This is a genomic window from Escherichia sp. HH091_1A (assembly GCF_030295175.1).
In the GTDB taxonomy this organism is placed as follows: domain Bacteria; phylum Pseudomonadota; class Gammaproteobacteria; order Enterobacterales; family Enterobacteriaceae; genus Escherichia; species Escherichia coli_F.
The window spans coordinates 2,050,141-2,075,744 of sequence record NZ_AP025747.1 but is presented as its reverse complement, the minus strand read 5'-3'; the positions used below and the strand labels follow the sequence as shown (position 1 = coordinate 2,075,744).

The following is a 25,604-nucleotide window of genomic DNA, read 5'->3' as shown; positions in this document are numbered from 1 at the left end:
AAAAAAATGTGGTACAACAACTCAGGCAACACGCAAACGATTTACTCGTCGTATTTCAAATTGCATGTGCTGCGGCTACGTTCGTTCACCCCAGTCACTTACTTTTGTAAGCTCCTGGAGTTCACTCGCTTGCCGCCTTCCTGCAACTCGAAATCCATAGAGTAAACAAACATCACCTTTCAGTGCGCTATTAGCAGCCTGAAAGAACAGTGTATCGATCTACATCACAGACCGCAGGAAAGGGTCAATATAATGATTCCACAGATTTCCCAGGCACCCGGCGTCGTTCAATTGGTGCTTAATTTTTTGCAAGAGCTGGAGCAACAGGGTTTTACTGGCGATACGGCGACAAGTTATGCCGATCGTCTGACAATGTCGACCGACAACAGTATTTACCAACTTCTCCCCGATGCAGTGGTATTTCCGCGTTCGACCGCAGATGTGGCGCTGATCGCCCGTCTTGCCGCGCAGGAACGCTATTCATCGCTGATCTTTACCCCCCGCGGCGGCGGCACCGGCACTAACGGTCAGGCGCTCAACCAGGGGATTATTGTTGATATGTCCCGCCATATGAACCGCATCATCGAAATTAACCCTGAAGAGGGCTGGGTGCGCGTTGAGGCCGGGGTGATAAAAGACCAACTCAATCAGTACCTGAAACCGTTCGGCTACTTTTTTGCGCCGGAGCTTTCGACCAGCAACCGGGCAACGCTCGGTGGGATGATCAATACCGATGCATCCGGTCAGGGATCGCTGGTCTATGGCAAAACGTCAGATCACGTACTTGGCGTACGCGCGGTGTTGTTGGGGGGCGATATTCTCGATACGCAACCTTTACCCGTCGAACTGGCAGAAACGCTGGGTAAAACCAATACCACTATCGGGCGTATCTACAACACTGTTTATCAACGTTGCCGTCAGCAACGCCAGTTAATTATCGACAAATTCCCCAAACTTAACCGTTTTCTTACGGGTTACGATCTTCGCCACGTCTTTAACGACGAGATGACCGAGTTTGACCTGACTCGCATTCTCACCGGTTCAGAAGGAACACTGGCATTTATTACTGAGGCTCAGCTGGATATAACTCGCTTGCCTAAAGTGCGCCGTCTGGTAAACGTGAAGTATGATTCGTTTGATTCCGCGCTGCGTAACGCACCGTTTATGGTCGAAGCTCGGGCGCTTTCGGTAGAGACAGTGGACTCTAAAGTGCTAAACCTGGCGCGGGAAGATATCGTCTGGCATTCCGTCAGTGAACTGATTACCGATGTACCTGACAAACAGATGCTCGGGCTAAACATTGTTGAATTTGCCGGAGACGATGAAGCACTTATCGATCAGCAGGTGAATGCGCTCTGTGCGCGGCTGGATGAACTTATCGCCAGCCAGCAAGCAGGTGTGATTGGCTGGCAGGTGTGCCGCGAACTGGCGGGTGTTGAACGTATCTATGCGATGCGCAAAAAAGCCGTTGGTCTGCTTGGCAATGCCAAAGGTGCCGCTAAGCCAATTCCGTTTGCTGAGGATACCTGCGTACCGCCGGAACATCTGGCCGATTATATTGCTGAATTTCGCGCGCTGCTCGACAGCCACGGCTTAAGCTACGGTATGTTCGGTCACGTCGACGCAGGTGTCTTGCACGTCCGTCCGGCACTGGATATGTGCGATCCACAACAAGAGATTTTGATGAAGCAAATCTCTGATGACGTGGTGGCGCTGACTGCGAAATACGGTGGTTTGTTGTGGGGCGAGCACGGCAAAGGTTTTCGCGCTGAATACAGCCCGGCGTTTTTCGGTGAGGAACTTTTTGCAGAACTGCGCAAAGTGAAAGCGGCATTTGACCCGCATAACCGACTCAACCCAGGGAAGATTTGCCCGCCAGAAGGTCTCGATGCGCCGATGATGAAAGTGGACGCGGTGAAGCGTGGCACATATGATCGACAGATCCCCATCGCGGTACGCCAGCAGTGGCGCGGGGCAATGGAGTGTAATGGCAACGGTTTATGCTTCAACTTTGATGCCCGCAGTCCGATGTGCCCGTCGATGAAGATAACCCAGAACCGGATTCATTCACCGAAAGGGCGCGCAACGCTGGTGCGTGAATGGCTGCGTTTGTTGGCAGATCGCGGCGTTGACCCACTCAAACTGGAACAGGAACTGCCTGAATCCGGCGTCAGTCTGCGGACATTAATTGCCCGCACGCGCAATAGCTGGCATGCGAATAAAGGCGAATATGATTTCTCGCACGAAGTCAAAGAGGCGATGTCGGGTTGCCTGGCCTGTAAAGCGTGTTCGACTCAGTGCCCCATCAAAATTGATGTGCCGGAGTTTCGCTCTCGTTTTCTGCAGCTCTATCACACCCGTTATTTACGCCCGCTGCGCGACCACCTCGTCGCCACGGTCGAGAGCTACGCACCGCTGATGGCACGCGCGCCGAAAACCTTTAACTTCTTCATTAACCAGCCGCTGGTGCGCAAACTCTCGGAAAAACATATCGGCATGGTTGATTTGCCGCTGCTGTCGGTTCCCTCGCTGCAACAACAAATGGTGGGGCATCGCTCGGCAAACATGACGCTGGAACAGCTTGAAGTTCTCAATGCAGAGCAGAAAGCGCGCACGGTGTTGGTGGTGCAGGACCCCTTTACCAGCTATTACGATGCGCAAGTGGTGGCGGATTTTGTCCGTCTGGTCGAAAAATTAGGTTTCCAGCCCGTGTTACTGCCATTTTCGCCGAATGGCAAAGCCCAGCATATCAAAGGCTTTCTTAATCGTTTTGCGAAGACGGCGAAAAAAACGGCGGATTATCTCAACCGAATGGCGAAATTGGGAATGCCAATGGTGGGCGTCGATCCAGCGCTGGTACTTTGTTATCGCGATGAATATAAACTGGCTCTGGGCGAGGAGCGTGGCGAGTTTAAGGTCTTACTGGCGAATGAATGGCTGGCAAGCGCACTTGAGTCACATCCAGTGGCTACAGTCAGCGGTGAATCATGGTATTTCTTTGGTCACTGTACCGAGGTTACCGCCTTGCCGGGCGCGCCAGCACAATGGGCGGCGATATTTGCCCGTTTTGGCGCGAAACTGGAAAATGTCAGCGTGGGTTGCTGCGGCATGGCAGGGACTTACGGACATGAAGCGAAAAACCATAAAAATTCGCTCGGGATCTATGAGTTATCCTGGCATCAGGCTATGCAGCGACTGCCGCGTAACCGCTGTCTGGCGACCGGATATTCCTGTCGCAGCCAGGTAAAACGGGTTGAAGGCACGGGGGTACGCCATCCTGTGCAGGCTTTACTGGAGATTATTAAATGATATGGAAACGAAAAATCACCCTGGAAGCACTGAATGCAATGGGTGAAGGAAATATGGTGGGGTTGCTGGATATTCGCTTTGAACATATTGGTGATGACACCCTTGAAGCGACAATGCCAGTAGACTCGCGGACAAAGCAGCCTTTCGGGTTGCTGCATGGAGGGGCATCCGTGGTACTGGCCGAAAGTATCGGTTCCGTTGCCGGTTATTTATGTACCGAAGGTGAGCAAAAGGTGGTTGGTCTGGAAATCAATGCTAACCACGTCCGCTCGGCACGAGAAGGGCGGGTGCGCGGCGTATGCAAACCGTTGCATCTCGGTTCGCGTCACCAGGTCTGGCAGATTGAAATCTTCGATGAGAAAGGGCGTTTGTGCTGTTCGTCACGATTGACGACCGCTATTTTGTGACGTTGTCACCAGAAAAGTGTGACGCATATTGCTTTTGGTCATTATCTGCACAGTAAACGGTGGTATACTGTGCAGGTCTTGTCTAAAAGCGAGGATGCTATGTCTACTCAACTTGATCCCACCCAGCTGGCCATTGAATTTTTACGCCGTGACCAGAGCAATCTTTCACCTGCCCAATATCTCAAACGTCTGAAACAACTAGAACTTGAATTTGCTGACCTGCTTACTCTCTCTTCTGCTGAATTAAAAGAAGAAATCTACTTTGCCTGGCGTTTGGGCGTGCATTGATCCTGACGTAATGCCGCGAGTTCGCCAAATCGGCCTGGATTAATCTTCGTCCAGGTTCGAGGGCCTTCTTAATACTGCTTATCTACCCGCCTGATAACGTTCAAAAATAATACAAATCGCAGTTTGTGCTAAAACAGCGGCTTAGCTTTATGAGACTATTCTTATCGCCCCTTCAAGAGCTAAGCCACTGTGAGTGCCGGAGATAAGCGCCGGATGGGGTAGAAACCCTTAAGCCTGTGATGCACAGACTTAAGGGTTTTCTTATTTCTGAACGCTGCACTTTTTTACCTATCTCTTAAATAGTCATTTTCAATACAACTTTTTCTTTTTCATCACAGCCTTAATGCTCCTTAGATAATAATCATTATCTAACAATGAGATACCTAATTCTTAGCGTGCCTGTTAACCCACACATCAGGGTCTATGCTTATTAAAAGCAGGAAAAAAGCATGTTTTACGGTAAAGCCCCTGCGTTTGCTGGGTTGAACTGATAATCATTATCACTAACATGCTGTTATACGCTGAAAGCGATGAAGTGAGGTAAATCGATGGACATGCATTCAGGAACCTTTAATCCACAGGATTTCGCCTGGCAGGGCTTAACGCTGACACCTGCTGCCGCGGCCCACATCCGTGAGCTGGTGGCAAAGCAACCAGGTATGGTCGGCGTGCGCTTAGGCGTGAAGCAAACGGGCTGCGCGGGCTTTGGCTATGTGCTCGACAGTGTTAGCGAGCCAGACAAAGACGATCTGCTGTTTGAACATGACGGCGCGAAGCTGTTTGTCCCGCTGCAAGCGATGCCGTTTATTGATGGCACGGAAGTCGATTTCGTTCGTGAAGGACTTAATCAGATATTCAAATTTCACAACCCGAAAGCCCAGAATGAATGTGGCTGTGGCGAAAGCTTTGGGGTATAGGCGGTACTATGTCTCGTAATACTGAAGCAACTGACGATGTCAAAACCTGGACCGGCGGCCCGCTGAATTATAAAGAAGGATTCTTCACCCAGTTAGCCACTGATGAGCTGGCAAAGGGGATAAACGAAGAGGTGGTGCGCGCAATATCGGCGAAGCGTAATGAGCCGGAGTGGATGCTGGAGTTTCGTCTCAAAGCTTATCGCGCATGGCTGGAGATGGAAGAGCCGCACTGGCTGAAAGCGCACTACGACAAGCTGAATTATCAGGAATACAGCTACTACTCAGCACCATCGTGCGGTAATTGTGACGACACTTGCGCGTCGGAGCCCGGCGCGGTGCAGCAAACTGGCACGAACGCCTTTTTAAGTAAAGAGGTGGAGGCGGCGTTTGAGCAGTTGGGCGTTCCCGTACGGGAAGGCAAAGAAGTGGCAGTGGATGCCATTTTCGACTCTGTTTCGGTTGCCACCACTTATCGCGAAAAACTGGCGGAGCAGGGAATTATTTTTTGTTCCTTTGGCGAGGCGATCCACGATCACCCGGAACTGGTGCGTAAATATCTCGGCACCGTGGTGCCGGGGAATGACAACTTCTTTGCCGCGCTTAATGCGGCGGTGGCCTCTGACGGTACGTTTATTTATGTGCCTAAAGGCGTGCGTTGCCCGATGGAACTTTCCACCTATTTTCGCATTAACGCGGAAAAAACCGGACAGTTTGAGCGCACCATTCTGGTGGCCGACGAAGACAGCTACGTCAGCTACATTGAAGGATGTTCCGCTCCGGTGCGCGACAGCTATCAGTTACACGCGGCGGTGGTGGAAGTCATCATCCATAAAAACGCCGAGGTGAAATATTCCACGGTACAAAACTGGTTCCCTGGCGATAACAACACCGGCGGTATTCTCAATTTCGTCACCAAGCGTGCTTTGTGCGAAGGCGAAAACAGCAAAATGTCATGGACGCAATCAGAAACCGGGTCAGCGATTACGTGGAAATATCCCAGCTGCATTTTGCGCGGCGATAACTCCATTGGTGAGTTTTACTCGGTGGCACTGACCAGCGGTCATCAGCAAGCGGATACCGGCACCAAGATGATCCACATCGGTAAAAACACCAAATCGACCATTATCTCGAAAGGGATCTCTGCCGGACACAGCCAGAACAGTTATCGCGGCTTAGTGAAAATCATGCCGACGGCAACCAATGCACGTAACTTCACCCAGTGCGACTCAATGCTGATAGACGCTAATTGTGGGGCGCATACTTTCCCGTATGTCGAATGTCGCAATAACAGCGCGCAACTGGAGCACGAGGCAACGACATCACGTATTGGTGAAGATCAACTGTTTTACTGCCTGCAACGCGGGATCAGCGAAGAAGACGCCATCTCGATGATTGTTAACGGTTTCTGCAAAGACGTGTTCTCAGAACTGCCGCTGGAATTTGCCGTTGAAGCACAAAAACTCCTCGCCATCAGTCTTGAACACAGCGTCGGATAAGGAATAAACATGTTAAGTATTAAAGATTTACACGTCAGCGTGGAAGATAAAGCTATCCTGCGTGGGTTAAGCCTCGACGTTCGTCCCGGCGAAGTTCACGCCATTATGGGGCCAAACGGTTCTGGCAAAAGTACCTTATCGGCAACGCTTGCTGGGCGAGAAGATTATGAGGTGACGGGCGGCACGGTTGAGTTCAAAGGCAAAGATTTGCTTGCGCTGTCGCCGGAAGATCGTGCAGGTGAAGGCATCTTTATGGCCTTCCAGTATCCGGTGGAAATTCCCGGCGTCAGTAACCAGTTTTTCCTGCAAACGGCACTTAATGCGGTGCGCAGCTATCGCGGCCAGGAAACGCTCGACCGCTTTGATTTTCAGGATTTGATGGAAGAGAAAATCGCTCTTCTGAAAATGCCGGAAGATTTATTAACGCGTTCGGTAAACGTTGGTTTTTCCGGCGGCGAGAAAAAGCGCAACGATATTTTGCAAATGGCGGTGTTGGAACCGGAGTTATGCATTCTTGATGAGTCGGACTCCGGGCTGGATATTGACGCATTAAAAGTGGTTGCCGATGGCGTGAACTCGCTGCGTGACGGCAAGCGTTCATTCATCATTGTTACGCACTACCAACGCATTCTCGACTACATCAAGCCTGATTACGTCCATGTGCTGTATCAGGGACGAATTGTGAAATCCGGCGATTTCACGTTGGTCAAACAACTGGAGGAGCAGGGCTATGGCTGGCTTACCGAACAGCAGTAACGCGCTGCAACAGTGGCATCACTTGTTTGAAGCTGACGGAGCGAAACGCTCACCGCAAGCACAGCAGCATTTACAACAATTGCTGCGTACCGGACTGCCGACACGTAAACATGAAAACTGGAAATATACGCCGCTGGAAGGGCTGACCAATAGCCAGTTTGTCAGTATTGCGGGGGAGATATCCCCACAGCAGCGTGATGCCTTAGCGTTAACGTTAGACGCCGTGCGGCTGGTTTATGTTGATGGACGCTACGTGCCAGAACTTAGCGATACAACTGAAGGCAGCGGGTATGAAGTGAGCATTAACGACGATCGTCAGGGATTGCCCGATGCTATTCAGGCGGAAGTATTTCTCCATCTGACGGAAAGCCTGGCGCAAAGCGTGACGCATATCGCCGTGAAGCGCGGTCAACGACCGGCAAAGCCATTGCTGTTAATGCATATTACCCAGGGCGTGGCAGGTGAAGAGGTGAACACTGCCCATTACCGACATCATCTGGATCTGGCGGAAGGTGCCGAAGCGACGGTGATCGAACATTTTGTCAGCCTTAATGATGCTCGTCATTTCACCGGAGCGCGCTTTACCATCAATGTCGCAGCGAACGCGCACTTGCAGCATATCAAGCTGGCGTTTGAAAACCCGGTCAGTCACCACTTTGCCCATAACGATTTGTTGCTGGCTGACGATGCCACTGCATTTAGCCACAGTTTCCTGCTGGGTGGCGCAGTATTACGACACAACACCAGTACGCAACTCAATGGCGAAAACAGCACGCTGCGGATCAATAGTCTGGTGATGCCGGTGAAAAACGAGGTGTGTGATACCCGTACCTGGCTGGAACACAATAAAGGTTTTTGTAACAGCCGACAGTTGCACAAAACTATCGTCAGCGACAAAGGCCGCGCGGTATTTAACGGTTTGATCAACGTCGCGCAGCACGCCATCAAAACGGATGGTCAGATGACCAACAATAATCTGCTGATGGGCAAACTGGCAGAAGTGGATACGAAACCGCAGCTGGAAATCTATGCAGATGATGTGAAATGCAGCCACGGCGCGACGGTGGGGCGTATTGATGATGAACAGATGTTCTATCTGCGCTCGCGTGGGATCAATCAGCAGGATGCCCAGCAGATGATCATTTACGCCTTTGCTGCCGAACTGACGGAAGCACTGCGTGATGAGGGGCTTAAACAGCAGGTGCTGGCCCGAATCGGTCAACGACTGCCAGGAGGTGCAAGATGACTTTTTCCGTCGACAAAGTGCGGGCCGACTTTCCGGTGCTTTCTCGTGAGGTAAACGGTTTGCCGCTGGCTTATCTCGACAGCGCCGCCAGTGCGCAGAAACCAAGCCAGGTGATTGACGCCGAGGCCGAGTTTTATCGTCATGGCTACGCGGCGGTGCATCGCGGTATTCATACCTTAAGCGCCCAGGCGACCGAGAAAATGGAGAACGTGCGCAAGCGTGCTTCGCTGTTTATCAATGCCCGTTCCGCGGAAGAATTGGTGTTTGTCCGCGGCACCACGGAAGGCATTAACCTGGTCGCCAATAGCTGGGGCAACAGCAACGTGCGAGCGGGCGATAACATCATCATCAGCCAGATGGAGCACCACGCTAACATTGTTCCCTGGCAAATGCTTTGCGCGCGAGTGGGTGCAGAGCTGCGTGTGATTCCTCTCAACCCCGACGGTACGTTGCAGCTGGAGATACTGCCTAATCTGTTCGATGAGAAAACTCGCCTGCTGGCAATTACCCATGTCTCCAACGTGCTTGGGACAGAAAATCCGCTGGCCGAGATGATCACCCTTGCACACCAACATGGCGCAAAAGTACTGGTGGATGGCGCTCAGGCGGTGATGCATCATCCGGTGGACGTTCAGGCGCTGGATTGCGATTTTTACGTGTTCTCCGGACATAAACTGTATGGCCCTACCGGGATTGGCATTCTTTACGTCAAAGAGGTCTTATTGCAGGAGATGCCGCCGTGGGAAGGGGGCGGTTCTATGATCGCCACCGTAAGCCTGAGTGAAGGCACTACCTGGACTAAAGCACCGTGGCGGTTTGAAGCCGGTACACCCAATACCGGAGGTATCATTGGTCTTGGCGCGGCACTCGAGTATGTTTCGGGGCTGGGGCTTAATAACATAGCCGAGTATGAACAGAATCTGATGCATTACGCGCTGTCACAGCTGGAGTCTGTACCGGATCTCACTCTCTATGGTCCACAGAACAGGCTTGGCGTTATTGCCTTTAATCTCGGCAAACACCACGCCTATGACGTCGGCAGTTTTCTTGATAACTACGGTATTGCAGTACGTACCGGACATCACTGCGCAATGCCATTAATGGCCTATTACAACGTCCCTGCTATGTGTCGGGCGTCGCTGGCCATGTATAACACCCATGAAGAAGTTGATCGTCTGGTGACCGGATTGCAACGTATTCATCGTTTGCTGGGATAACAGGGAGGCACTATGGCTGTATTGCCGGATAAAGAAAAATTGCTGCGTAATTTTTTACGCTGCGCCAATTGGGAAGAGAAATATCTCTACATTATTGAGCTGGGCCAGCGTCTGCCAGAATTACACGACGAAGACAGAAGCCCGCAAAATAGCATCCAGGGCTGCCAGAGTCAGGTATGGATTGTGATGCGTCAAAATGCGCAGGGAATTATTGAATTACAGGGCGACAGCGATGCGGCCATTGTGAAAGGGCTTATTGCGGTCGTCTTTATTCTTTACGATCAAATGACACCTCAGGATATTGTCAATTTCGATGTGCGCCCGTGGTTTGAAAAAATGGCGCTCACCCAACATCTCACCCCATCACGCTCACAAGGTCTGGAAGCGATGATTCGCGCAATTCGCGCCAAAGCCGCTGCACTTAGCTAAACTAAAGGGACAGCTTTCATCCGGTTGACTCACATTGCCGGGTGGTCAATGTTTACACTGGCCTGCACAGGAGTGTTTTGGTTTCAGGTGAACATAAGCGCCATCCGACGTTTCAGCGTGAGTCTCCGGCAAATACAGGAGGTTTACAATGAAACGCGCGTCTTTGCTTACACTCACGCTTATCGGCGCTTTTAGCACCATCCAGGCTGCCTGGGCGGTTGATTATCCGCTACCACCAACCGGAAGCCGACTGGTTGGGCAAAATCAAACGTATACGGTGCAAGAAGGGGATAAAAACCTTCAGGCCATCGCCCGACGTTTTGATACTGCGGCAATGTTGATACTTGAAGCCAATAACACTATCGCTCCGGTGCCAAAACCCGGTACGACGATAACGATTCCTTCGCAACTGTTATTGCCTGATGCGCCGCGTCAGGGGATTATCGTTAACCTTGCAGAGCTGCGCCTTTATTATTATCCGCCGGGAGAAAATATCGTGCAGGTCTATCCGATAGGTATTGGATTGCAGGGGCTGGAAACGCCGGTGATGGAAACGCGTGTGGGACAGAAAATCCCTAATCCAACCTGGACGCCAACGGCGGGCATTCGTCAGCGTTCGCTGGAGCGTGGCATTAAATTACCTCCCGTCGTTCCTGCCGGGCCAAATAACCCGCTAGGACGTTACGCACTGCGCCTCGCGCATGGTAATGGCGAATACCTCATTCATGGCACCAGTGCGCCGGACAGCGTCGGTTTGCGCGTCAGTTCAGGGTGTATTCGCATGAATGCACCGGATATTAAAGCCTTGTTCTCCAGCGTGCGGACGGGAACGCCGGTGAAAGTGATCAACGAACCGGTGAAATATTCTGTGGAGCCTAACGGGATGCGTTATGTGGAAGTGCATCGACCACTATCAGCAGAAGAACAGCAGAACGTTCAGACAATGCCTTACACACTGCCAGCAGGCTTCACGCAATTTAAAGATAATAAGGCTGTAGACCAGAAGTTAGTCGATAAAGCGTTGTATCGTCGGGCAGGGTATCCGGTTGCCGTGAGCAGTGGAGCAACTCCCGCAGCCAGCAATGCGCCTTCAGTAGAGTCAGCGCAGAATGGTGAACCAGAACAAGGGAATATGTTACGCGCGACGCAGTAGCGGTAAATGGCAGGCAAAAAAAATGGCGCACAATGTGCGCCATTTTTCACTTCACAGGTACTATTACTTGCGGTATTTAGTAGCCATGTTGTCCAGACGCTGGTTAGCACGAGCTGCGTCATCTTTAGCAGCCTGAACGTCGGAACGCATTGCGTTCACGTCGTTGCTCAGCTGGTCAACTTTAGCGTTCAGAGTCTGAACGTCAGAAGACAGCTGATCGATTTTAGCGTTGCTGGAGCAACCTGCCAGCAGAGTAGAACCCAGGATTACCGCGCCCAGTACCAGTTTAGTAGCTTTCATTATTAATACCCTCTAGATTGAGTTAATCTCCATGTAGCGTTACAAGTATTACACAAAGTTTTTTATGTTGAGAATATTTTTTTGATGGGAAGGCACTTATTTTTGATCGTTCGCTCAAAGAAGCATCGAACGCTGGGTTTTAGATAAAAAAATTGAGAGAAAACAGGATGCTTCCATCGGATTCATCTTAGATAAAGTGGGATTATATAGTGAAATCCGATTTGATTTTTTATTGCTTCTGGTTATCGATTAAATAAAAAAAGCGCCCATCAGGGCGCTTCGATATACAAATTAATTCACAAAAGCAATATTACAGGACGTGAACAGATGCGGTGTTAGTAGTGCCGCTCGGTACCAGTGCACCAGAAACCATAACTACGACGTCACCTTTGTGTGCCAGACCGCTCTGCAGAGCCAGTTCTTTACCCAGACGGTAGAAATCATCAGTAGAAGTGATTTCTTTAACCAGCTGCGGCACAACGCCTTTGCTCAGTACCAACTGATGAGCCGTTTTTTCGTTGGTGGTCAGTGCCAGGATGGTGGCATCCGGGAAGTATTTACGTACTGCACGAGCAGATTTACCGCCCTGGGTAGCAACCACGATCAGCGGAGCATCCAGTTTTTCAGCAGTTTCAACCGCGCCACGGCATACTGCTTCGGTAATGCGCAGTTTACGGTTGTCATTGTTGAACTCGAGACGGCTGTTCATAACGCGGTCGGTACGTTCGCAGATGGTCGCCATGATAGAAACTGCTTCCAACGGGTATTTACCTTTTGCGGATTCACCAGACAGCATTACTGCGTCAGTACCGTCGAGGATGGCGTTCGCAACGTCACCGGCTTCTGCGCGAGTCGGGCGTGGGTTTTTGATCATTGAATCGAGCATCTGGGTCGCAGTGATAACGACTTTACGTGCACGGATACATTTTTCGATCATCATCTTCTGGGCGAAGATAACTTCTTCAACCGGGATCTCAACGCCCAGGTCGCCACGCGCAACCATGATGCCGTCGGAGGCTTCGAGGATTTCGTCGAAGTTGTTCAGGCCTTCCTGGTTTTCGATTTTGGAGATGATTTGGATGTTTTCACCACCGTGTGCTTTCAGATGCTCACGGATTTCGATAACGTCAGAACGCTTACGAATAAAGGAGGCAGCAACAAAGTCTACGCCTTGTTCGCAACCGAAGATCAGGTCTTGTTTGTCTTTTTCAGCCAGTGCTGGCAGGGCAATGGAAACACCCGGCAGGTTCACACCTTTGTTTTCGCCCAGGTCGCCGTTGTTCAGTACTTTACAGATAACTTTGTTACCTTCAATAGCGGTAACTTCCATACCGATCAGACCATCGTCAACCAGTACGGTGTTGCCAACAGACAGGTCGGTCGTGAAACCTTCATACGTTACCGCAACCATTTCGCTGTTGCCGATAACAGATTTATCAGTGGTGAAAGTAAAGGTCTGACCGGCTTTCAGAGAAACGTCGTTACCGCCTTCCAGTTTCATAGTGCGGATTTCTGGACCTTTGGTATCAAGCAGGATAGCGGCAGTTTTACCGGTTTTGCTCATCACGTTGCGCAGATTCTGAATGCGCTGACCGTGTTCTGCATAGTCACCATGAGAGAAGTTCAGACGCATAACGTTCATGCCAGCGTCCAGCATTTTAGCTAACATCTCTTCAGATTCGGTTTTCGGTCCGATGGTGCAAACAATTTTGGTCTTTTTCATGACAGTCTTAGTCTTTAAGTTGAGAAGGATGGGAGAAACTTGCTTTCTGGGCGCACTGCCGGAAAGCGAATCCGGTATTACGAAAGTGGTGGTGCCTCGCTCTAAGGATAGGTGACATCGAAAAAGCGTGCAGAGGAATGTGTGCTTGTGTCTCAGCCCAACGTGAGTGCCTGTTTTGAGTCGTTGAGTTCTACAGTCCAAAGTGCTGAAACCATTCAAGAGTCAATTGGCGCGCATTATACGCTGAAATTAATCCAAAAGGAAAACAAAAACAGCGTTTCAAAAAATATACAACTTGTAAGACAATAAATTGTTATCAAAGATTTAACGTTACAGGGAAAGGGTTACGCAAAAACCTCGTTGTTTGCGCAACGTCTGGTGCCTGGGTTGTCAGTGTGAGGATAAGTGAGAGTTCATCCGGTGTATAAATACATCATCGCTCAATTGCTACAGTGAAAATAATTTATCGCGTTATTTGTCTGATTTTGTTTGGTTTTTGTTTAATTGGTTAGATTGATATATGCTGATAGTTGGCATGATAAATAGGTATAAAGAATGGGAAACCGGACAAAAGAGGATGAACTGTACCGAGAAATGTGCAGAGTTGTCGGTAAAGTTGTGCTGGAAATGCGCGATCTGGGGCAGGAACCAAAGCATATTGTTATCGCAGGCGTATTACGTACAGCATTAGCCAATAAACGCATTCAGCGCAGTGAGCTGGAAAAGCAGGCGATGGAAACCGTCATTAACGCACTGGTTAAATGACCATTCAGGATGAGGCGGTAAGCTTCATCCTGATATTCTTAGTTCAGTTGCAGTCCAGTTAATCATTCTCAATAACAACTGCTGAAATTATACAAATTTCGATATGTATTTTAATTTATAGCGCTAATGTTATTTTTATTTTCTGTAGTGAACGTCACAAATAATTGTCGCTTAAGTTAAATTTATTTCAAATGATAATAAATATCAGTTCACTTATAATTTCTTGCTTTGTGATTTTAATTGATAACGATCAATGTTAAGAGCTCAGAATAATCACATTATTTTTCCTCCTAACCATAAAGGATTAGTTTATCAGCGTTAAATCTTTTCTCATACACTATCGGGTTAGGGAAAATATCTGGTGTTGGGGACAGAGTCAGCAGCGTATTAGTTGAATGCTTAATATCAGGCTGCTGAATTGTCAGCACTGTGTTTGCGAAGAGGATGCGAAATAAATGAACCCGGTTGATCGTCCACTATTAGATATTGGCTTAACGCGATTAGAATTCTTGCGTATATCAGGAAAAGGCCTTGCTGGTCTAACAATTGCCCCTGCGTTACTGTCACTTTTGGGTTGCAAACAGGAAGATATTGATAGCGGCACAGTAGGGTTGATAAATACACCCAAAGGGGTGCTGGTGACCCAACGTGCGCGATGCACGGGTTGCCACCGCTGTGAAATCTCTTGTACCACCTTCAACGATGGCTCAGTAGGTACATTTTTCTCCCGCATCAAAATCCATCGCAATTATTTCTTTGGCGACAACGGGGTTGGCTCTGGCGGTGGCCTGTATGGCGATCTCAACTATACCGCGGACACCTGCCGTCAATGTAAAGAACCGCAATGCATGAACGTCTGTCCGATTGGTGCGATTACCTGGCAACAGGAAGAAGGCTGTATTACCGTCGATCATAAACGTTGTATTGGCTGTAGCGCCTGTACTACGGCATGCCCGTGGATGATGGCCACCGTAAATACCGAAAGTAAAAAGTCCTCGAAATGTGTGTTATGCGGTGAATGCGCAAACGCCTGCCCAACAGGGGCGTTAAAAATTATCGAGTGGAAAGATATTACTGTGTGAATCTTGCAAAGGAAAAAATCATGGCTAACGGTTGGACAGGTAATATATTAAGAGTCAATCTCACGACAGGAAATATTACCCTCGAAGATTCCAGTAAGTTTAAAAGTTTTGTCGGTGGTATGGGCTTCGGCTACAAAATTATGTATGACGAAGTACCGCCAGGCACGAAACCTTTCGATGAAGCGAATAAATTAGTCTTTGCTACCGGCCCATTAACTGGATCTGGTGCCCCCTGCAGTTCTCGCGTAAATATCACCTCACTTTCTACTTTTACCAAAGGAAATTTAGTCGTCGATGCCCATATGGGGGGCTTTTTTGCAGCGCAAATGAAATTCGCTGGATACGACGTCATTATTATCGAAGGGAAAGCGAAAGCACCGGTATGGCTGAATATTAAAGATGACAAAGTTAGCCTGGAAAAAGCCGATTTCTTATGGGGAAAAGGGACGCGCGCAACTACGGAAGAGATTTGTCGATTGACCAGCCCTGAAACCTGTGTGGCGGCTATTGGTCAGGCTGGGGAAAACCTTGTACCTCTCTCTGGCATGTTGAATAGCCGTAATCACAGCGGTGGTGCGGGAACTGGCGCAATAATGGGTTCGAAAAACCTGAAAGCGATTGCGGTTGAAGGGACGAAAGGGGTCAACATTGCCGATCGTCAGGAGATGAAGCGTCTCAACGATTACATGATGACTGAACTTATCGGTGCGAATAACAACCATGTCGTGCCAAGTACGCCGCAATCGTGGGCAGAGTATTCAGATCCCAAATCACGTTGGACAGCACGTAAAGGGCTGTTTTGGGGCGCGGCTGAAGGTGGTCCGATTGAAACGGGGGAAATTCCGCCAGGCAATCAGAACACGGTCGGCTTTCGTACCTATAAATCCGTTTTTGACTTAGGTCCGGCGGCAGAGAAATACACAGTAAAAATGAGCGGCTGCCACTCTTGCCCGATCCGTTGTATGACCCAAATGAATATTCCTCGGGTGAAAGAGTTTGGCGTGCCTAGCACAGGTGGTAACACTTGTGTTGCAAACTTTGTCCATACCACCATCTTCCCGAACGGTCCGAAAGATTTTGAAGATAAAGACGATGGTCGTGTGATTGGTAACCTGGTTGGTTTGAATCTGTTCGATGACTACGGCCTATGGTGTAACTATGGTCAGCTGCATCGCGACTTTACCTATTGTTACAGCAAAGGGGTGTTCAAGCGTGTTCTGCCTGCTGAAGAGTATGCGGAAATTCGCTGGGATCAACTGGAAGCGGGTGACGTTAACTTCATTAAAGATTTTTACTACCGTCTGGCGCATCGTGTGGGTGAGCTGAGTCACCTGGCTGATGGTTCATATGCTATCGCAGAACGCTGGAATCTGGGTGAAGAGTACTGGGGCTACGCGAAAAATAAACTCTGGTCGCCGTTTGGCTATCCAGTTCACCACGCCAATGAAGCGTCAGCGCAGGTCGGCTCCATTGTTAACTGTATGTTCAACCGTGACTGCATGACGCATACCCATATCAACTTCATTGGTTCCGGTTTGCCATTGAAACTGCAACGTGAAGTGGCGAAAGAGCTTTTTGGTTCTGAAGATGCTTACGATGAAACCAAAAACTACACGCCAATCAATGACGCAAAAATTAAATATGCTAAGTGGTCGCTGTTGCGGGTCTGTTTGCATAACGCCGTCACCCTGTGCAACTGGGTCTGGCCAATGACCGTTTCGCCGCTGAAAAGCCGTAATTATCGGGGCGATCTGGCGCTTGAAGCCAAATTCTTCAAAGCGATCACTGGCGAAGATATGACTCAGGAAAAATTAGATTTAGCTGCAGAGCGTATCTTTACGTTGCATCGCGCCTACACGGTAAAACTGATGCAAACCAAAGATATGCGTAATGAACACGATCTTATCTGTTCCTGGGTATTCGACAAGGATCCGCAGATCCCGGTCTTTACTGAAGGTACTGACAAAATGGATCGTGACGATATGCATGCTTCGCTCACGATGTTCTACAAAGAAATGGGCTGGGACCCACAGCTTGGTTGTCCGACCCGCGAAACATTGCAGCGTCTGGGGCTGGAAGATATTGCCGCCGATCTGGCAGCACACAATCTACTGCCTGCGTAAGGAATGGGTGAGATGAACCATCAGGATGTCTTGCCGTTAGCGGAAGTCAGCGAAATTGACGAGGCGAAGCGGCAATGGTTGCAGGGGATGCGCCACCCCGTTGATACGGTAAGTGAAGACATCACAGAACCAGAACCTGCTGAAATCCTGGCAGAGTTCATTCGCCAGCATTCTGCGGCTGGGCAGCTGGTGGCGCGCGCCGTGTTTCTCTCGCCACCCTATTCGGTTGCAGAAGAGGAACTGTCAGTTTTGCTGGAAAACATTAAGCAGAACGGAGACTACGCGGATATCGCGTGTATGACGGGAAGCCAGGATGATTACTATTACTCAACGCAGGCCATGAGTGAAAACTACGCGGCGATGTCTTTGCAAGTTGTGGAGCAGGACATTTGTCGCGCTATTGCACACGCCGTTCGTTTTGAGTGCCAGACGTATCCTCGTCCTTACAAAGTCGCCATGCTGATGCAAGCGCCATATTACTTCCAGGAAGCGCAGATTGAAGCCGCGATCGCCGCGATGGATGTTGCACCTGAATATGCCGATATACGGCAGGTGGAGTCATCGACGGCGGTGTTGTACTTGTTTAGCGAGCGATTTATGACCTATGGCAAAGCTTATGGCTTATGCGAATGGTTCGAGGTAGAGCAGTTTCAGAACCCCTGAAATTTCAGGGAGATGTCATGGATAGGGTGGACAGTTGCAGCCACTGCATTAGGGGATAATCAGATGTCCTTCACTCGACGCAAATTTGTTCTGGGGATGGGAACAGTAATCTTTTTTACTGGTTCTGCGTCTTCTCTGTTAGCGAACACGAGGCAAGAAAAGGAAGTTCGGTATGCCATGATTCATGACGAGTCACGGTGCAATGGCTGTAATATTTGCGCCCGCGCATGCCGTAAAACTAACCACGTCCCCGCTCAGGGAAGCCGTTTATCGATAGCACACATTCCAGTCACCGATAACGACAACGAAACGCAGTATCACTTTTTTCGCCAGTCATGCCAGCACTGTGAAGATGCTCCTTGCATCGACGTTTGCCCAACAGGAGCGTCATGGCGTGATATGCAGGGGATCGTGCGGGTAGAAAAATCGCAGTGCATCGGCTGCAGTTATTGCATTGGCGCTTGCCCGTATCAGGTTCGCTACCTTAACCCTGTCACTAAAGTGGCAGATAAATGTGATTTCTGCGCTGAGTCCCGACTAGCAAAAGGCTTTCCGCCCATTTGCGTTAGCGCCTGCCCGGAACATGCATTGATCTTTGGTCGCGAAGATAGCCCAGAAATTCAAGCGTGGTTGCAAGAAAATAAATATTATCAATATCAGCTACCTGGTGCCGGGAAACCGCATCTGTATCGCCGATTCGGTCAACATTTGATTAAAAAGGAAAATGTATGAACCCGTCGCAACATGCTGAACAGTTTCAGAGCCAGTTGGCGAACTATGTGCCACAGTTCACTCCCGAATTTTGGCCGGTGTGGTTGATCATTGCCGGACTATTGCTGGTTGGGATGTGGTTGGTGCTGGGGCTGCATGCCTTGCTTCGTGCTCGTGGCGTGAAGAAATCAGCCACCGATCATGGTGAGAAGATTTATCTTTACAGCAAAGCGGTCAGATTATGGCACTGGTCGAATGCGTTACTCTTTGTATTGTTGCTGGCAAGTGGGCTGATAAATCACTTTGCGCTGGTGGGAGCAACTGCGGTTAAAAGTCTGGTTGCGGTGCATGAAGTTTGCGGATTTTTGTTACTGGCATGCTGGCTCGGCTTTGTTCTGATCAATGCCGTTGGGGGTAATGGTCACCACTATCGCATTCGTCGTCAGGGTTGGCTGGAGCGAGCGGCAAAACAAACGCGATTTTATTTGTTTGGCATTATGCAGGGGGAAGAACATCCTTTCCCGGCAACAACACAGTCTAAATTTAATCCCTTACAGCAGGTCGCCTATGTTGGTGTCATGTATGGATTGCTGCCGTTGTTACTATTGACGGGGCTGCTGTGTCTCTATCCGCAAGCCGTGGGAGATGTGTTTCCTGGCGTAAGATACTGGTTATTTCAGGCGCATTTTGCTCTGGCATTTATAAGCCTCTTTTTTATCTTCGGTCATCTTTATCTTTGCACCACGGGGCGTACGCCACACGAAACCTTTAAAAGCATGGTCGATGGCTATCACCGGCACTAACGAATGATCATTACACGAGCAGACCTGCGAGAATGGCGTATCGGAGCGGTGATGTATCGCTGGTTCCTGCGCCATTTCCCACGCGGCGGTAGTTATGCCGATATTCATCATGCACTTATTGAGGAAGGATATACGGACTGGGCGGAGAGTCTGGTTGAGTATGCGTGGAAAAAATGGCTGGCGGATGAAAACTTCGCGCATCAGGAAGTTTCTTCTATGCAAAAACTGGCCATAGATCCCGGAGAGAGACCATTTTGCAGTCAGTTTGCCCGCAGCGACGATCATGCTCGCATCGGCTGTTGTGAGGATAATGCCAGAATCGCAACTGCTGGGTATGCCGCGCAAATTGCCAGTATGGGTTATAGCGTGCGGATTGGAAGTGTCGGCTTTAACAGTCACATTGGCAGCTCCGGTGAACGCGCACGGGTTGCTGTAACCGGTAATTCTTCGCGGATAAGCAGCGCTGGAGATAGCAGTCGGATTGCGAATACCGGAATGCGAGTACGCGTTTGCACATTGGGTGAACGGTGTCATGTCGCCAGTAATGGTGACCTGGTGCAAATCGCCAGCTTTGGCGCAAACGCCAGAATTGCCAACAGCGGCGACAATGTACACATCATTGCCAGCGGTGAAGATTCAACAATAGTGAGCACGGGCGTGGTCGACTCAATTATTCTCGGGCCAGGGGGAAGCGCCGCACTGGCATATCATGACGGCGAAAGAGTTCGCTTCGCCGTCGCCATTGAAGGTGAAAACAATATTCGAGCCGGAGTCTGCTATCGCCTTAATGAACAGCATCAGTTTGTTGAGTGCTGATAGCTTTACATTTGATCAAACGAAAGACGCCGACGAGCACGGGATGCAGGCTTTACGACCGCCTGAGCCATCGCCTCACCAATTTCTGCACATGCCGTAAGTCCCTGTACGAATGGCCGGTCGTGCATCAACCAGGGCAACGCGCCGAACGCTACGCGCCCACGAATTTCTTCGGGTTGCTGTAGCGTATAATCTTCGCCAACATCAGGGATTTCATCCCCTGTTTTCTGTAATTGTTCGCGTAGTCCAGGGAAAGGAATATCTATCACTTTAAGCGGACGCTGCCCGCGGGCATCAATAAAAACGTCAAACGAGTAGCTATCGTCTTCCGTTTTCAGGACGGTGCGCGACTCATTAATTTCCATTTCGTAGTCTTCACCGAGGGCGAGAATATGAATGATTCCCGCTTCACGTAAGGCCAGTAGTCGACGAATAGACTCTGAAGGGATTGCCGCATAATTATCGATGAAAACCCGGGCAAGGCCTTTACTGAACCGTTTATGGTCGTGTTCATTCAGATGAGGAACAATTTCCTGTACGGCTTCATGCAGGCGCAGAATGACATAACGCCAGGGAACAGTATGTTTTTCTCGTTTATTGCGTTCGACTTCCTGGAGATTTTTTTCTGCCCAGTCGAATGGGTCGCGTTGTTTGCGCTCGGCAAACCAGGCTTGAGCAAAGGAATCGACATTCAGGCTCTCTAAGGCTATGCGTTGGCTCCAGTCTGGATCAGCAAATTTGATTTCCTCTACTATCAATCTAAATACCCGATCCAAAAGGCCCTCTTCGCCTTTTTGAATCTCAGCATTTAATGCCTGATCAGTGACGATGTGTAAGGGCTCGTAGGGAATAGGGCAATAGAAATCGGCTTCGGGTAAAATACCCGTGCGCGACATCAACGTAATATTTAGCTTTTCACTTGCGTTATCGCGGTGAAAAACGACGTGTTGTTTATCATCTTCAATAAACGAACCATGCTGAATGGCCACTGCCATTGCCGCATCCAGTCCGCTCAAGGATGTTCCCATAATACCCACCTTACACGCATCGACCTTTGCTTCCATCAGGCCTGACCACGGGCTGGGAAAATACGTTCTGGTTGCTTCTTCTTCATCAGGCCAGACGTGACCCGTCGCGATCACCGCTAAATCAAACGTCTCGCTGGGTAAATCCTGATTTGTAGCGAGCATGACGCCAGCATTTATAATTTGCAGATCGGTAACCTGGCATGATTCATAAACAGCCACTGCAAATTTTTGCTGTCGTGCCTGGTCTACTAATCGTAAAAATTGATCGCGGAAATATTCGCCCAGCAGAATTCGCGGTAAAAACTGGCGATCGTGCAAGGTTTCTTTTTTAACGCCATAACGCTGGAGATGGCTGGCTTCTTGCTTTAGTAGCCATTCGAGATATGTACAATAAATCGGCGGTATTTCAATACTGGCAATATTTGCCAGCATCAGTTTTGAGTTTTCCTCATCACTGTATGGCATCCCGACACCGGCTTCGTCAGCCTGCTCGAAGATAGAAATAGAAAGTGGAGTTTGTTGCTGTAGAAGCGAGAATAAGGTGTAGATCCCCGTAGGCCCGGCACCCACAATAGCAATTTTTTTCATTGTTACTTACCTATACGCATTCTTTCGAATTTAGTGTTATCAGATAAGTTTGGTTGAAATTTTTAGAATTTGAGAAATTTCAGACAGGGATGAAAAGGGCGCTAACCGCCCTTGGTTAAAATCTGTCAGGCGAGTTTTGCCTGATTGATTTGACTCAGTGGCTCATTGACATCGAAAACTTTGGCGACAACTTCCTCAACGCCGAGATTTTTCAGTCGGGCAGTATGTTTTTCCAGATAGGCAAGGGCGCTTTTTTCATCAGTGAAAAGGTAGATCCCACCGGCTTCGTGGTTCTTTTCACTTTCTGTCCATACCTTCCACAGAAAACCAGGTTCCTGATTAATCGACTCAGCAAGCGGTTTAAGCTGCTCAGCCATTGCGTCGCCAAATGGGCCATTAAAAGCAAAATGAAGTTGTAACAAAGTTGCCATAGCGATTCTCCTTCTGATAACGCATACGAAGACAGTGTAAATCTTTTAACGTATTGGATACAGAGAAGAAACAGAGGGAAAAAGGAGAAGACCAGATTAAGAAAATCTGGTGCGTCCGAGTGGACTCGAACCACCGACCCCCACCATGTCAAGGTGGTGCTCTAACCAACTGAGCTACGGACGCAGGATGGTGCGTTCAATTGGACTCGAACCAACGACCCCCACCATGTCAAGGTGGTGCTCTAACCAACTGAGCTATGAACGCAACGTTGTAGGTGACAACGGGGACGAATATTAGCGGCAGAGTGGGAAGGTGGCAAGAGGCAAAACGTATTTTTCTGCGGTATTTCGACCGTTTGCAGAGCTTTTAAGCAAATTGGCTATATTTTGTTGATTTGCAAGGGCGATTTTTATTCAGGATCGCATTTACATCTGACACAACCCAATAATCTGTGTATCAGAGTTTAAACAGAGTTGTTTGCCACCATCTCAAAATCTGTCGTGGATAAATCCTCCGTAGCCTTTACACTTAGGTAGCAATAAAGGCACACAGATGCAGCAAAGGAATAAATCATGGGATCTGATGCGAAAAACTTGATGAGCGACGGGAACGTGCAAATTGTTAAGACCGGCGAGGTCATTGGCGCGACGCAACTTACTGAAGGTGAGTTAATTGTTGAAGCTGGCGCAAGAGCCGAAAATACCGTGGTCACGGGGGCCGGTTGGTTGAAAGTGGCAACCGGTGGGATCGCCAAATGCACACAGTACGGCAACAATGGCACGCTATCGGTCAGTGACGGTGCCATTGCCACAGATATTGTTCAGTCAGAGGGAGGCGCAATTAGTCTCTCTACGCTCGCTACGGTTAATGGCCGCCATCCAGAAGGTAAATTTAGCGTTGATCAGGGTTATGCCTGCGGTTTGTTGCTGGAAAATGGCGGTAACCTGCGTGTACTGGAAGGCCATCGCGCGGAAAAAATCATTCTCGATCAAGAGGGCGGCCTGTTGGTCAATGGGACAACCTCAGCGGTCGTGGTAGATGAAGGTGGTGAATTGTTGGTGTATCCAGGTGGGGAAGCCAGCAATTGTGAGATTAATCAGGGCGGCGTTTTTATGCTGGCGGGGAAAGCCAGTGATACATTGCTTGCTGGTGGCACCATGAATAATCTCGGTGGTGAAGACTCTAACACTATTGTTGAGAATGGAGCCATTTATCGTCTGGGGACGGATGGCCTTCAGCTCTATAGTTCCGGTAAGACGCAAAACCTGTCCGTTAATGTGGGTGGTCGGGCTGAAGTGCATGCTGGTGCGCTGGAAAACGCGGTAATACAAGGTGGGACAGTGATCTTGTTGTCACCCACCAGCGCGGACGAAAATTTTGTCGTAGAGGAAGATCGCGCACCGGTTGAACTGACCGGGAGTGTTGCATTACTGGACGGCGCTTCAATGATTATTGGCTATGGCGCAGATCTGCAACAATCATCGATTACTGTACAGCAGGGCGGTGTGTTGATTTTCGATGGCAGCACGGTAAAAGGTGACAGTGTCACTTTCAATATTGGTAACATCAATCTGAATGGTGGAAAACTGTGGCTGATCACTGATGCGGCAACGCATGTGCAACTGAAAGTGAAACACCTGCGCGGAGAGGGAGCGATTTGCCTGCAAACCAGTGCGAAAGAAATTTCACCTGACTTCATCAATGTGAAAGGGGAAGTTAACGGTGATATACACGTTGAGATAACCGATGCCAGTCGGCAAACTCTGTGTAACGCACTGAAACTACAGCCAGACGAAGACGGGATTGGCGCAACGCTCCAGCCTGCGTAAAAACACAGGCGCAACCCGTGAAGGTTGCGCCTTGTCTTTATTAGCGGGACGCTCGTTGCAGAATGATGGCTGACGGCAGACGTTGCAGGAAACGCATTCGCAGCATCATCATAATAGCTGCCGATGTCAGGCCGATAATAAACCCTATCCAGAAGCCTGCTGGCCCCATAGGCTCAACAACCAGATCGGTCAGTGCCAGAATATAGCCGCTTGGCAAGCCCAGCACCCAGTAAGCCGTAAAGGTGATATAGAAAATGGAACGCGTATCTTTATATCCACGCAAAATCCCACTGCCAATGACCTGGATTGAGTCAGAAATCTGATATACCGCCGCCAGCAACATCAAATGCGCAGCCAGCGTTACAACCTCGGGATTGTCGTTGTACAACAGGGCGATTTGCTCCCGCAGTGAAACCGTGAATATGGCCGTCAGGGTTGCCATACAGACACCCACCATAAGCCCGGTCCGCGCAGCGGTTTGCGCATCCAGCGTTGAGCCCTGACCCAGACGATAACCTACGCGGATGGTTACCGCTGCCGCCAGCGACATGGGAAGTACGAACATCAGTGAACTAAAGTTCAGGGCAATCTGATGTCCTGCGACATCAACAATACCGAGCGGAGACACTAACAGAGCCACGACGGCAAACAGCGTTACTTCAAAGAACAGTGCCAGTGCAATCGGCAAACCGAGTTGAATCAGTCGTTTCATAACCGCAGGATCGGGCTTCGCGGTGCCTTTTTCGTTACGAATATCGCGCATCGAGCGGGCGCGTTTAATGTAAGAAACCATGGCAAGGAACATGACCCAATACACCGCCGCAGTAGCCACGCCACAACCAACGCCACCGAGCTCAGGCATACCGAAATGACCATAAATAAAGATATAGTTCACCGGAATGTTCACCAGCAGGCCGATAAAGCCCATCACCATACCCGGCTTGGTTTTTGCCAGACCTTCACACTGGTTACGGGCAACCTGGAAGAACAGATAGCCCGGTGCGCCCCACAGCAATGCGCGCAAATAACCCACGGCTTTGTCCGCCAGAGCCGGGTCGATATTTTCCATAGTTCGGATAATGTAACCCGCATTCCACAGCACCAGCATAATAAGAACGGAAACAAAACCTGCCAGCCAGAACCCTTGTCGCACCTGATGCGCAATGCGCTCACGTCGACCGGAACCATTTAATTGCGCGATAACCGGCGTTAATGCCAGCAGCAGCCCGTGACCAAAGAGGATCGCCGGAAGCCAGATAGAAGTACCGATAGCGACCGCCGCCATGTCGGTGGCACTATAGCCGCCCGCCATCACGGTATCGACAAAACCCATCGCAGTTTGGGCGATTTGCGCGAGAATCACCGGGATTGCTAATGCTAATAACAGACGCGCTTCACTGATATACTTCTGCACGTGAACACCTTTTATTTGTAATTATATGAGAGACTAAAAAGCCGCCTGAATGGGCAGCAAAAAGAAGAAGCAGGGGAAATTCAGTCTATTGTAGCGAGGATTTATTAAT

23 protein-coding genes, 2 tRNA genes and 1 pseudogene are annotated in these 25,604 nt (G+C 49.6%); 18 read left to right on the top strand and 8 right to left on the bottom strand.

Going from position 1 to position 25,604, the window contains the following annotated elements:
* Nucleotides 1-252: 252 nt before the first annotated feature.
* From ydiJ to ldtE, 10 genes are all read left to right on the top strand, one after another.
* On the top strand, nt 253-3,309 hold the full coding sequence (gene ydiJ / locus QUF14_RS10310; RefSeq protein WP_000613025.1) for a D-2-hydroxyglutarate dehydrogenase YdiJ: 3,057 nt from the start codon (nt 253-255) through the stop codon (nt 3,307-3,309).
* Nucleotides 3,306-3,716 carry a 1,4-dihydroxy-2-naphthoyl-CoA hydrolase gene (gene menI / locus QUF14_RS10305; protein ID WP_000637986.1) on the top strand — a complete coding sequence of 137 codons (411 nt, stop codon included), beginning with the start codon at nt 3,306-3,308 and terminating at the stop codon, nt 3,714-3,716. The genes ydiJ and menI overlap by 4 nt, the downstream gene beginning before the upstream one ends.
* 99 nt (nt 3,717-3,815) lie before the next feature.
* Entirely contained in the window at nt 3,816-4,004 is a 189-nt protein-coding gene (locus QUF14_RS10300) for a YdiH family protein (protein WP_001296104.1), read from the top strand.
* Between the two features lie 548 nt (nt 4,005-4,552).
* Entirely contained in the window at nt 4,553-4,921 is a 369-nt protein-coding gene (sufA, locus tag QUF14_RS10295; RefSeq protein WP_000367153.1) for a Fe-S cluster assembly scaffold SufA, read from the top strand.
* A gap of 8 nt (nt 4,922-4,929) precedes the next feature.
* Nucleotides 4,930-6,417 carry a Fe-S cluster assembly protein SufB gene (gene sufB / locus QUF14_RS10290; RefSeq protein WP_024212174.1) on the top strand — a complete coding sequence of 496 codons (1,488 nt, stop codon included), beginning with the start codon at nt 4,930-4,932 and terminating at the stop codon, nt 6,415-6,417.
* Nucleotides 6,418-6,426: 9 nt separating this feature from the next.
* Nucleotides 6,427-7,173 (top strand): Fe-S cluster assembly ATPase SufC, encoded by a 747-nt coding sequence (gene sufC, locus QUF14_RS10285; protein ID WP_000948872.1) that lies wholly within the window; start codon nt 6,427-6,429, stop codon nt 7,171-7,173.
* Nucleotides 7,148-8,419 (top strand): Fe-S cluster assembly protein SufD, encoded by a 1,272-nt coding sequence (gene sufD, locus QUF14_RS10280; RefSeq protein ID WP_100733784.1) that lies wholly within the window; start codon nt 7,148-7,150, stop codon nt 8,417-8,419. Before sufC ends, sufD begins: the two co-directional genes overlap by 26 nt.
* Entirely contained in the window at nt 8,416-9,636 is a 1,221-nt protein-coding gene (gene sufS, locus QUF14_RS10275; protein WP_100733783.1) for a cysteine desulfurase SufS, read from the top strand. Before sufD ends, sufS begins: the two co-directional genes overlap by 4 nt.
* Before the next feature lie 12 nt (nt 9,637-9,648).
* A complete protein-coding gene (sufE, locus tag QUF14_RS10270; protein WP_000279727.1) occupies nt 9,649-10,065 on the top strand; it encodes a cysteine desulfuration protein SufE in 417 nt (138 codons plus the stop codon).
* A gap of 148 nt (nt 10,066-10,213) precedes the next feature.
* On the top strand, nt 10,214-11,218 hold the full coding sequence (gene ldtE, locus QUF14_RS10265) for a L,D-transpeptidase LdtE (protein ID WP_000817128.1): 1,005 nt from the start codon (nt 10,214-10,216) through the stop codon (nt 11,216-11,218).
* Nucleotides 11,219-11,281: 63 nt separating this feature from the next.
* On the opposite strand, the gene lpp is transcribed toward ldtE, so the two are convergent.
* From lpp to ynhH, 3 genes and pseudogenes are all read right to left on the bottom strand, one after another.
* Nucleotides 11,282-11,518 carry a murein lipoprotein Lpp gene (gene lpp / locus QUF14_RS10260; RefSeq protein ID WP_000648420.1) on the bottom strand — a complete coding sequence of 79 codons (237 nt, stop codon included), beginning with the start codon at nt 11,516-11,518 and terminating at the stop codon, nt 11,282-11,284.
* Nucleotides 11,519-11,828: 310 nt separating this feature from the next.
* Complete coding sequence (gene pykF / locus QUF14_RS10255; RefSeq protein ID WP_000751442.1) at nt 11,829-13,241, bottom strand: pyruvate kinase PykF; 1,413 nt, start codon at nt 13,239-13,241, stop codon at nt 11,829-11,831.
* Nucleotides 13,242-13,248: 7 nt separating this feature from the next.
* Nucleotides 13,249-13,442 (bottom strand): annotated as a pseudogene (ynhH, locus tag QUF14_RS10250) (protein YnhH).
* 354 nt (nt 13,443-13,796) lie between these two features.
* Between ynhH and fumD the strand changes: the two are divergent.
* From fumD to ydhT, 7 genes are all read left to right on the top strand, one after another.
* A complete protein-coding gene (gene fumD, locus QUF14_RS10245; RefSeq protein WP_000528342.1) occupies nt 13,797-14,006 on the top strand; it encodes a fumarate hydratase FumD in 210 nt (69 codons plus the stop codon).
* Between the two features lie 455 nt (nt 14,007-14,461).
* Nucleotides 14,462-15,088: a ferredoxin-like protein gene (locus QUF14_RS10240; RefSeq protein WP_001070240.1), complete on the top strand. Its 627-nt coding sequence runs from the start codon at nt 14,462-14,464 to the stop codon at nt 15,086-15,088.
* A gap of 20 nt (nt 15,089-15,108) precedes the next feature.
* On the top strand, nt 15,109-17,211 hold the full coding sequence (locus tag QUF14_RS10235) for an aldehyde ferredoxin oxidoreductase (RefSeq protein WP_001273493.1): 2,103 nt from the start codon (nt 15,109-15,111) through the stop codon (nt 17,209-17,211).
* Nucleotides 17,212-17,223: 12 nt separating this feature from the next.
* Nucleotides 17,224-17,874: a YdhW family putative oxidoreductase system protein gene (locus tag QUF14_RS10230; protein ID WP_024212173.1), complete on the top strand. Its 651-nt coding sequence runs from the start codon at nt 17,224-17,226 to the stop codon at nt 17,872-17,874.
* Between the two features lie 63 nt (nt 17,875-17,937).
* Nucleotides 17,938-18,606, top strand: coding sequence for a 4Fe-4S dicluster domain-containing protein (locus QUF14_RS10225; RefSeq protein WP_050486602.1), 669 nt, complete (start codon nt 17,938-17,940; stop codon nt 18,604-18,606).
* Nucleotides 18,603-19,388, top strand: coding sequence for a thiosulfate reductase cytochrome B subunit (phsC, locus tag QUF14_RS10220; protein ID WP_001069973.1), 786 nt, complete (start codon nt 18,603-18,605; stop codon nt 19,386-19,388). The genes QUF14_RS10225 and phsC overlap by 4 nt, the downstream gene beginning before the upstream one ends.
* A gap of 3 nt (nt 19,389-19,391) precedes the next feature.
* On the top strand, nt 19,392-20,204 hold the full coding sequence (gene ydhT, locus QUF14_RS10215) for a protein YdhT (RefSeq protein WP_100733782.1): 813 nt from the start codon (nt 19,392-19,394) through the stop codon (nt 20,202-20,204).
* Between the two features lie 5 nt (nt 20,205-20,209).
* Here ydhT and QUF14_RS10210 read toward each other — a convergent pair whose 3' ends face one another.
* From QUF14_RS10210 to QUF14_RS10195, 4 genes are all read right to left on the bottom strand, one after another.
* Complete coding sequence (locus tag QUF14_RS10210; RefSeq protein ID WP_000716889.1) at nt 20,210-21,820, bottom strand: FAD-NAD(P)-binding protein; 1,611 nt, start codon at nt 21,818-21,820, stop codon at nt 20,210-20,212.
* 125 nt (nt 21,821-21,945) lie between these two features.
* Entirely contained in the window at nt 21,946-22,251 is a 306-nt protein-coding gene (locus QUF14_RS10205; RefSeq protein WP_000212657.1) for a monooxygenase, read from the bottom strand.
* A 107-nt stretch (nt 22,252-22,358) separates the two neighbouring features.
* Nucleotides 22,359-22,435, bottom strand: a tRNA-Val gene (locus QUF14_RS10200).
* A 4-nt stretch (nt 22,436-22,439) separates the two neighbouring features.
* Nucleotides 22,440-22,516: transfer RNA gene (locus QUF14_RS10195), tRNA-Val, on the bottom strand.
* Between the two features lie 308 nt (nt 22,517-22,824).
* Here QUF14_RS10195 and QUF14_RS10190 point away from each other — a divergent pair.
* Entirely contained in the window at nt 22,825-24,081 is a 1,257-nt protein-coding gene (locus QUF14_RS10190; RefSeq protein WP_000534246.1) for an AIDA repeat-containing protein, read from the top strand.
* A gap of 40 nt (nt 24,082-24,121) precedes the next feature.
* Here QUF14_RS10190 and mdtK read toward each other — a convergent pair whose 3' ends face one another.
* Entirely contained in the window at nt 24,122-25,495 is a 1,374-nt protein-coding gene (gene mdtK, locus QUF14_RS10185) for a multidrug efflux MATE transporter MdtK (RefSeq protein ID WP_001174965.1), read from the bottom strand.
* Between the last annotated feature and the right edge of the window lie 109 nt (nt 25,496-25,604).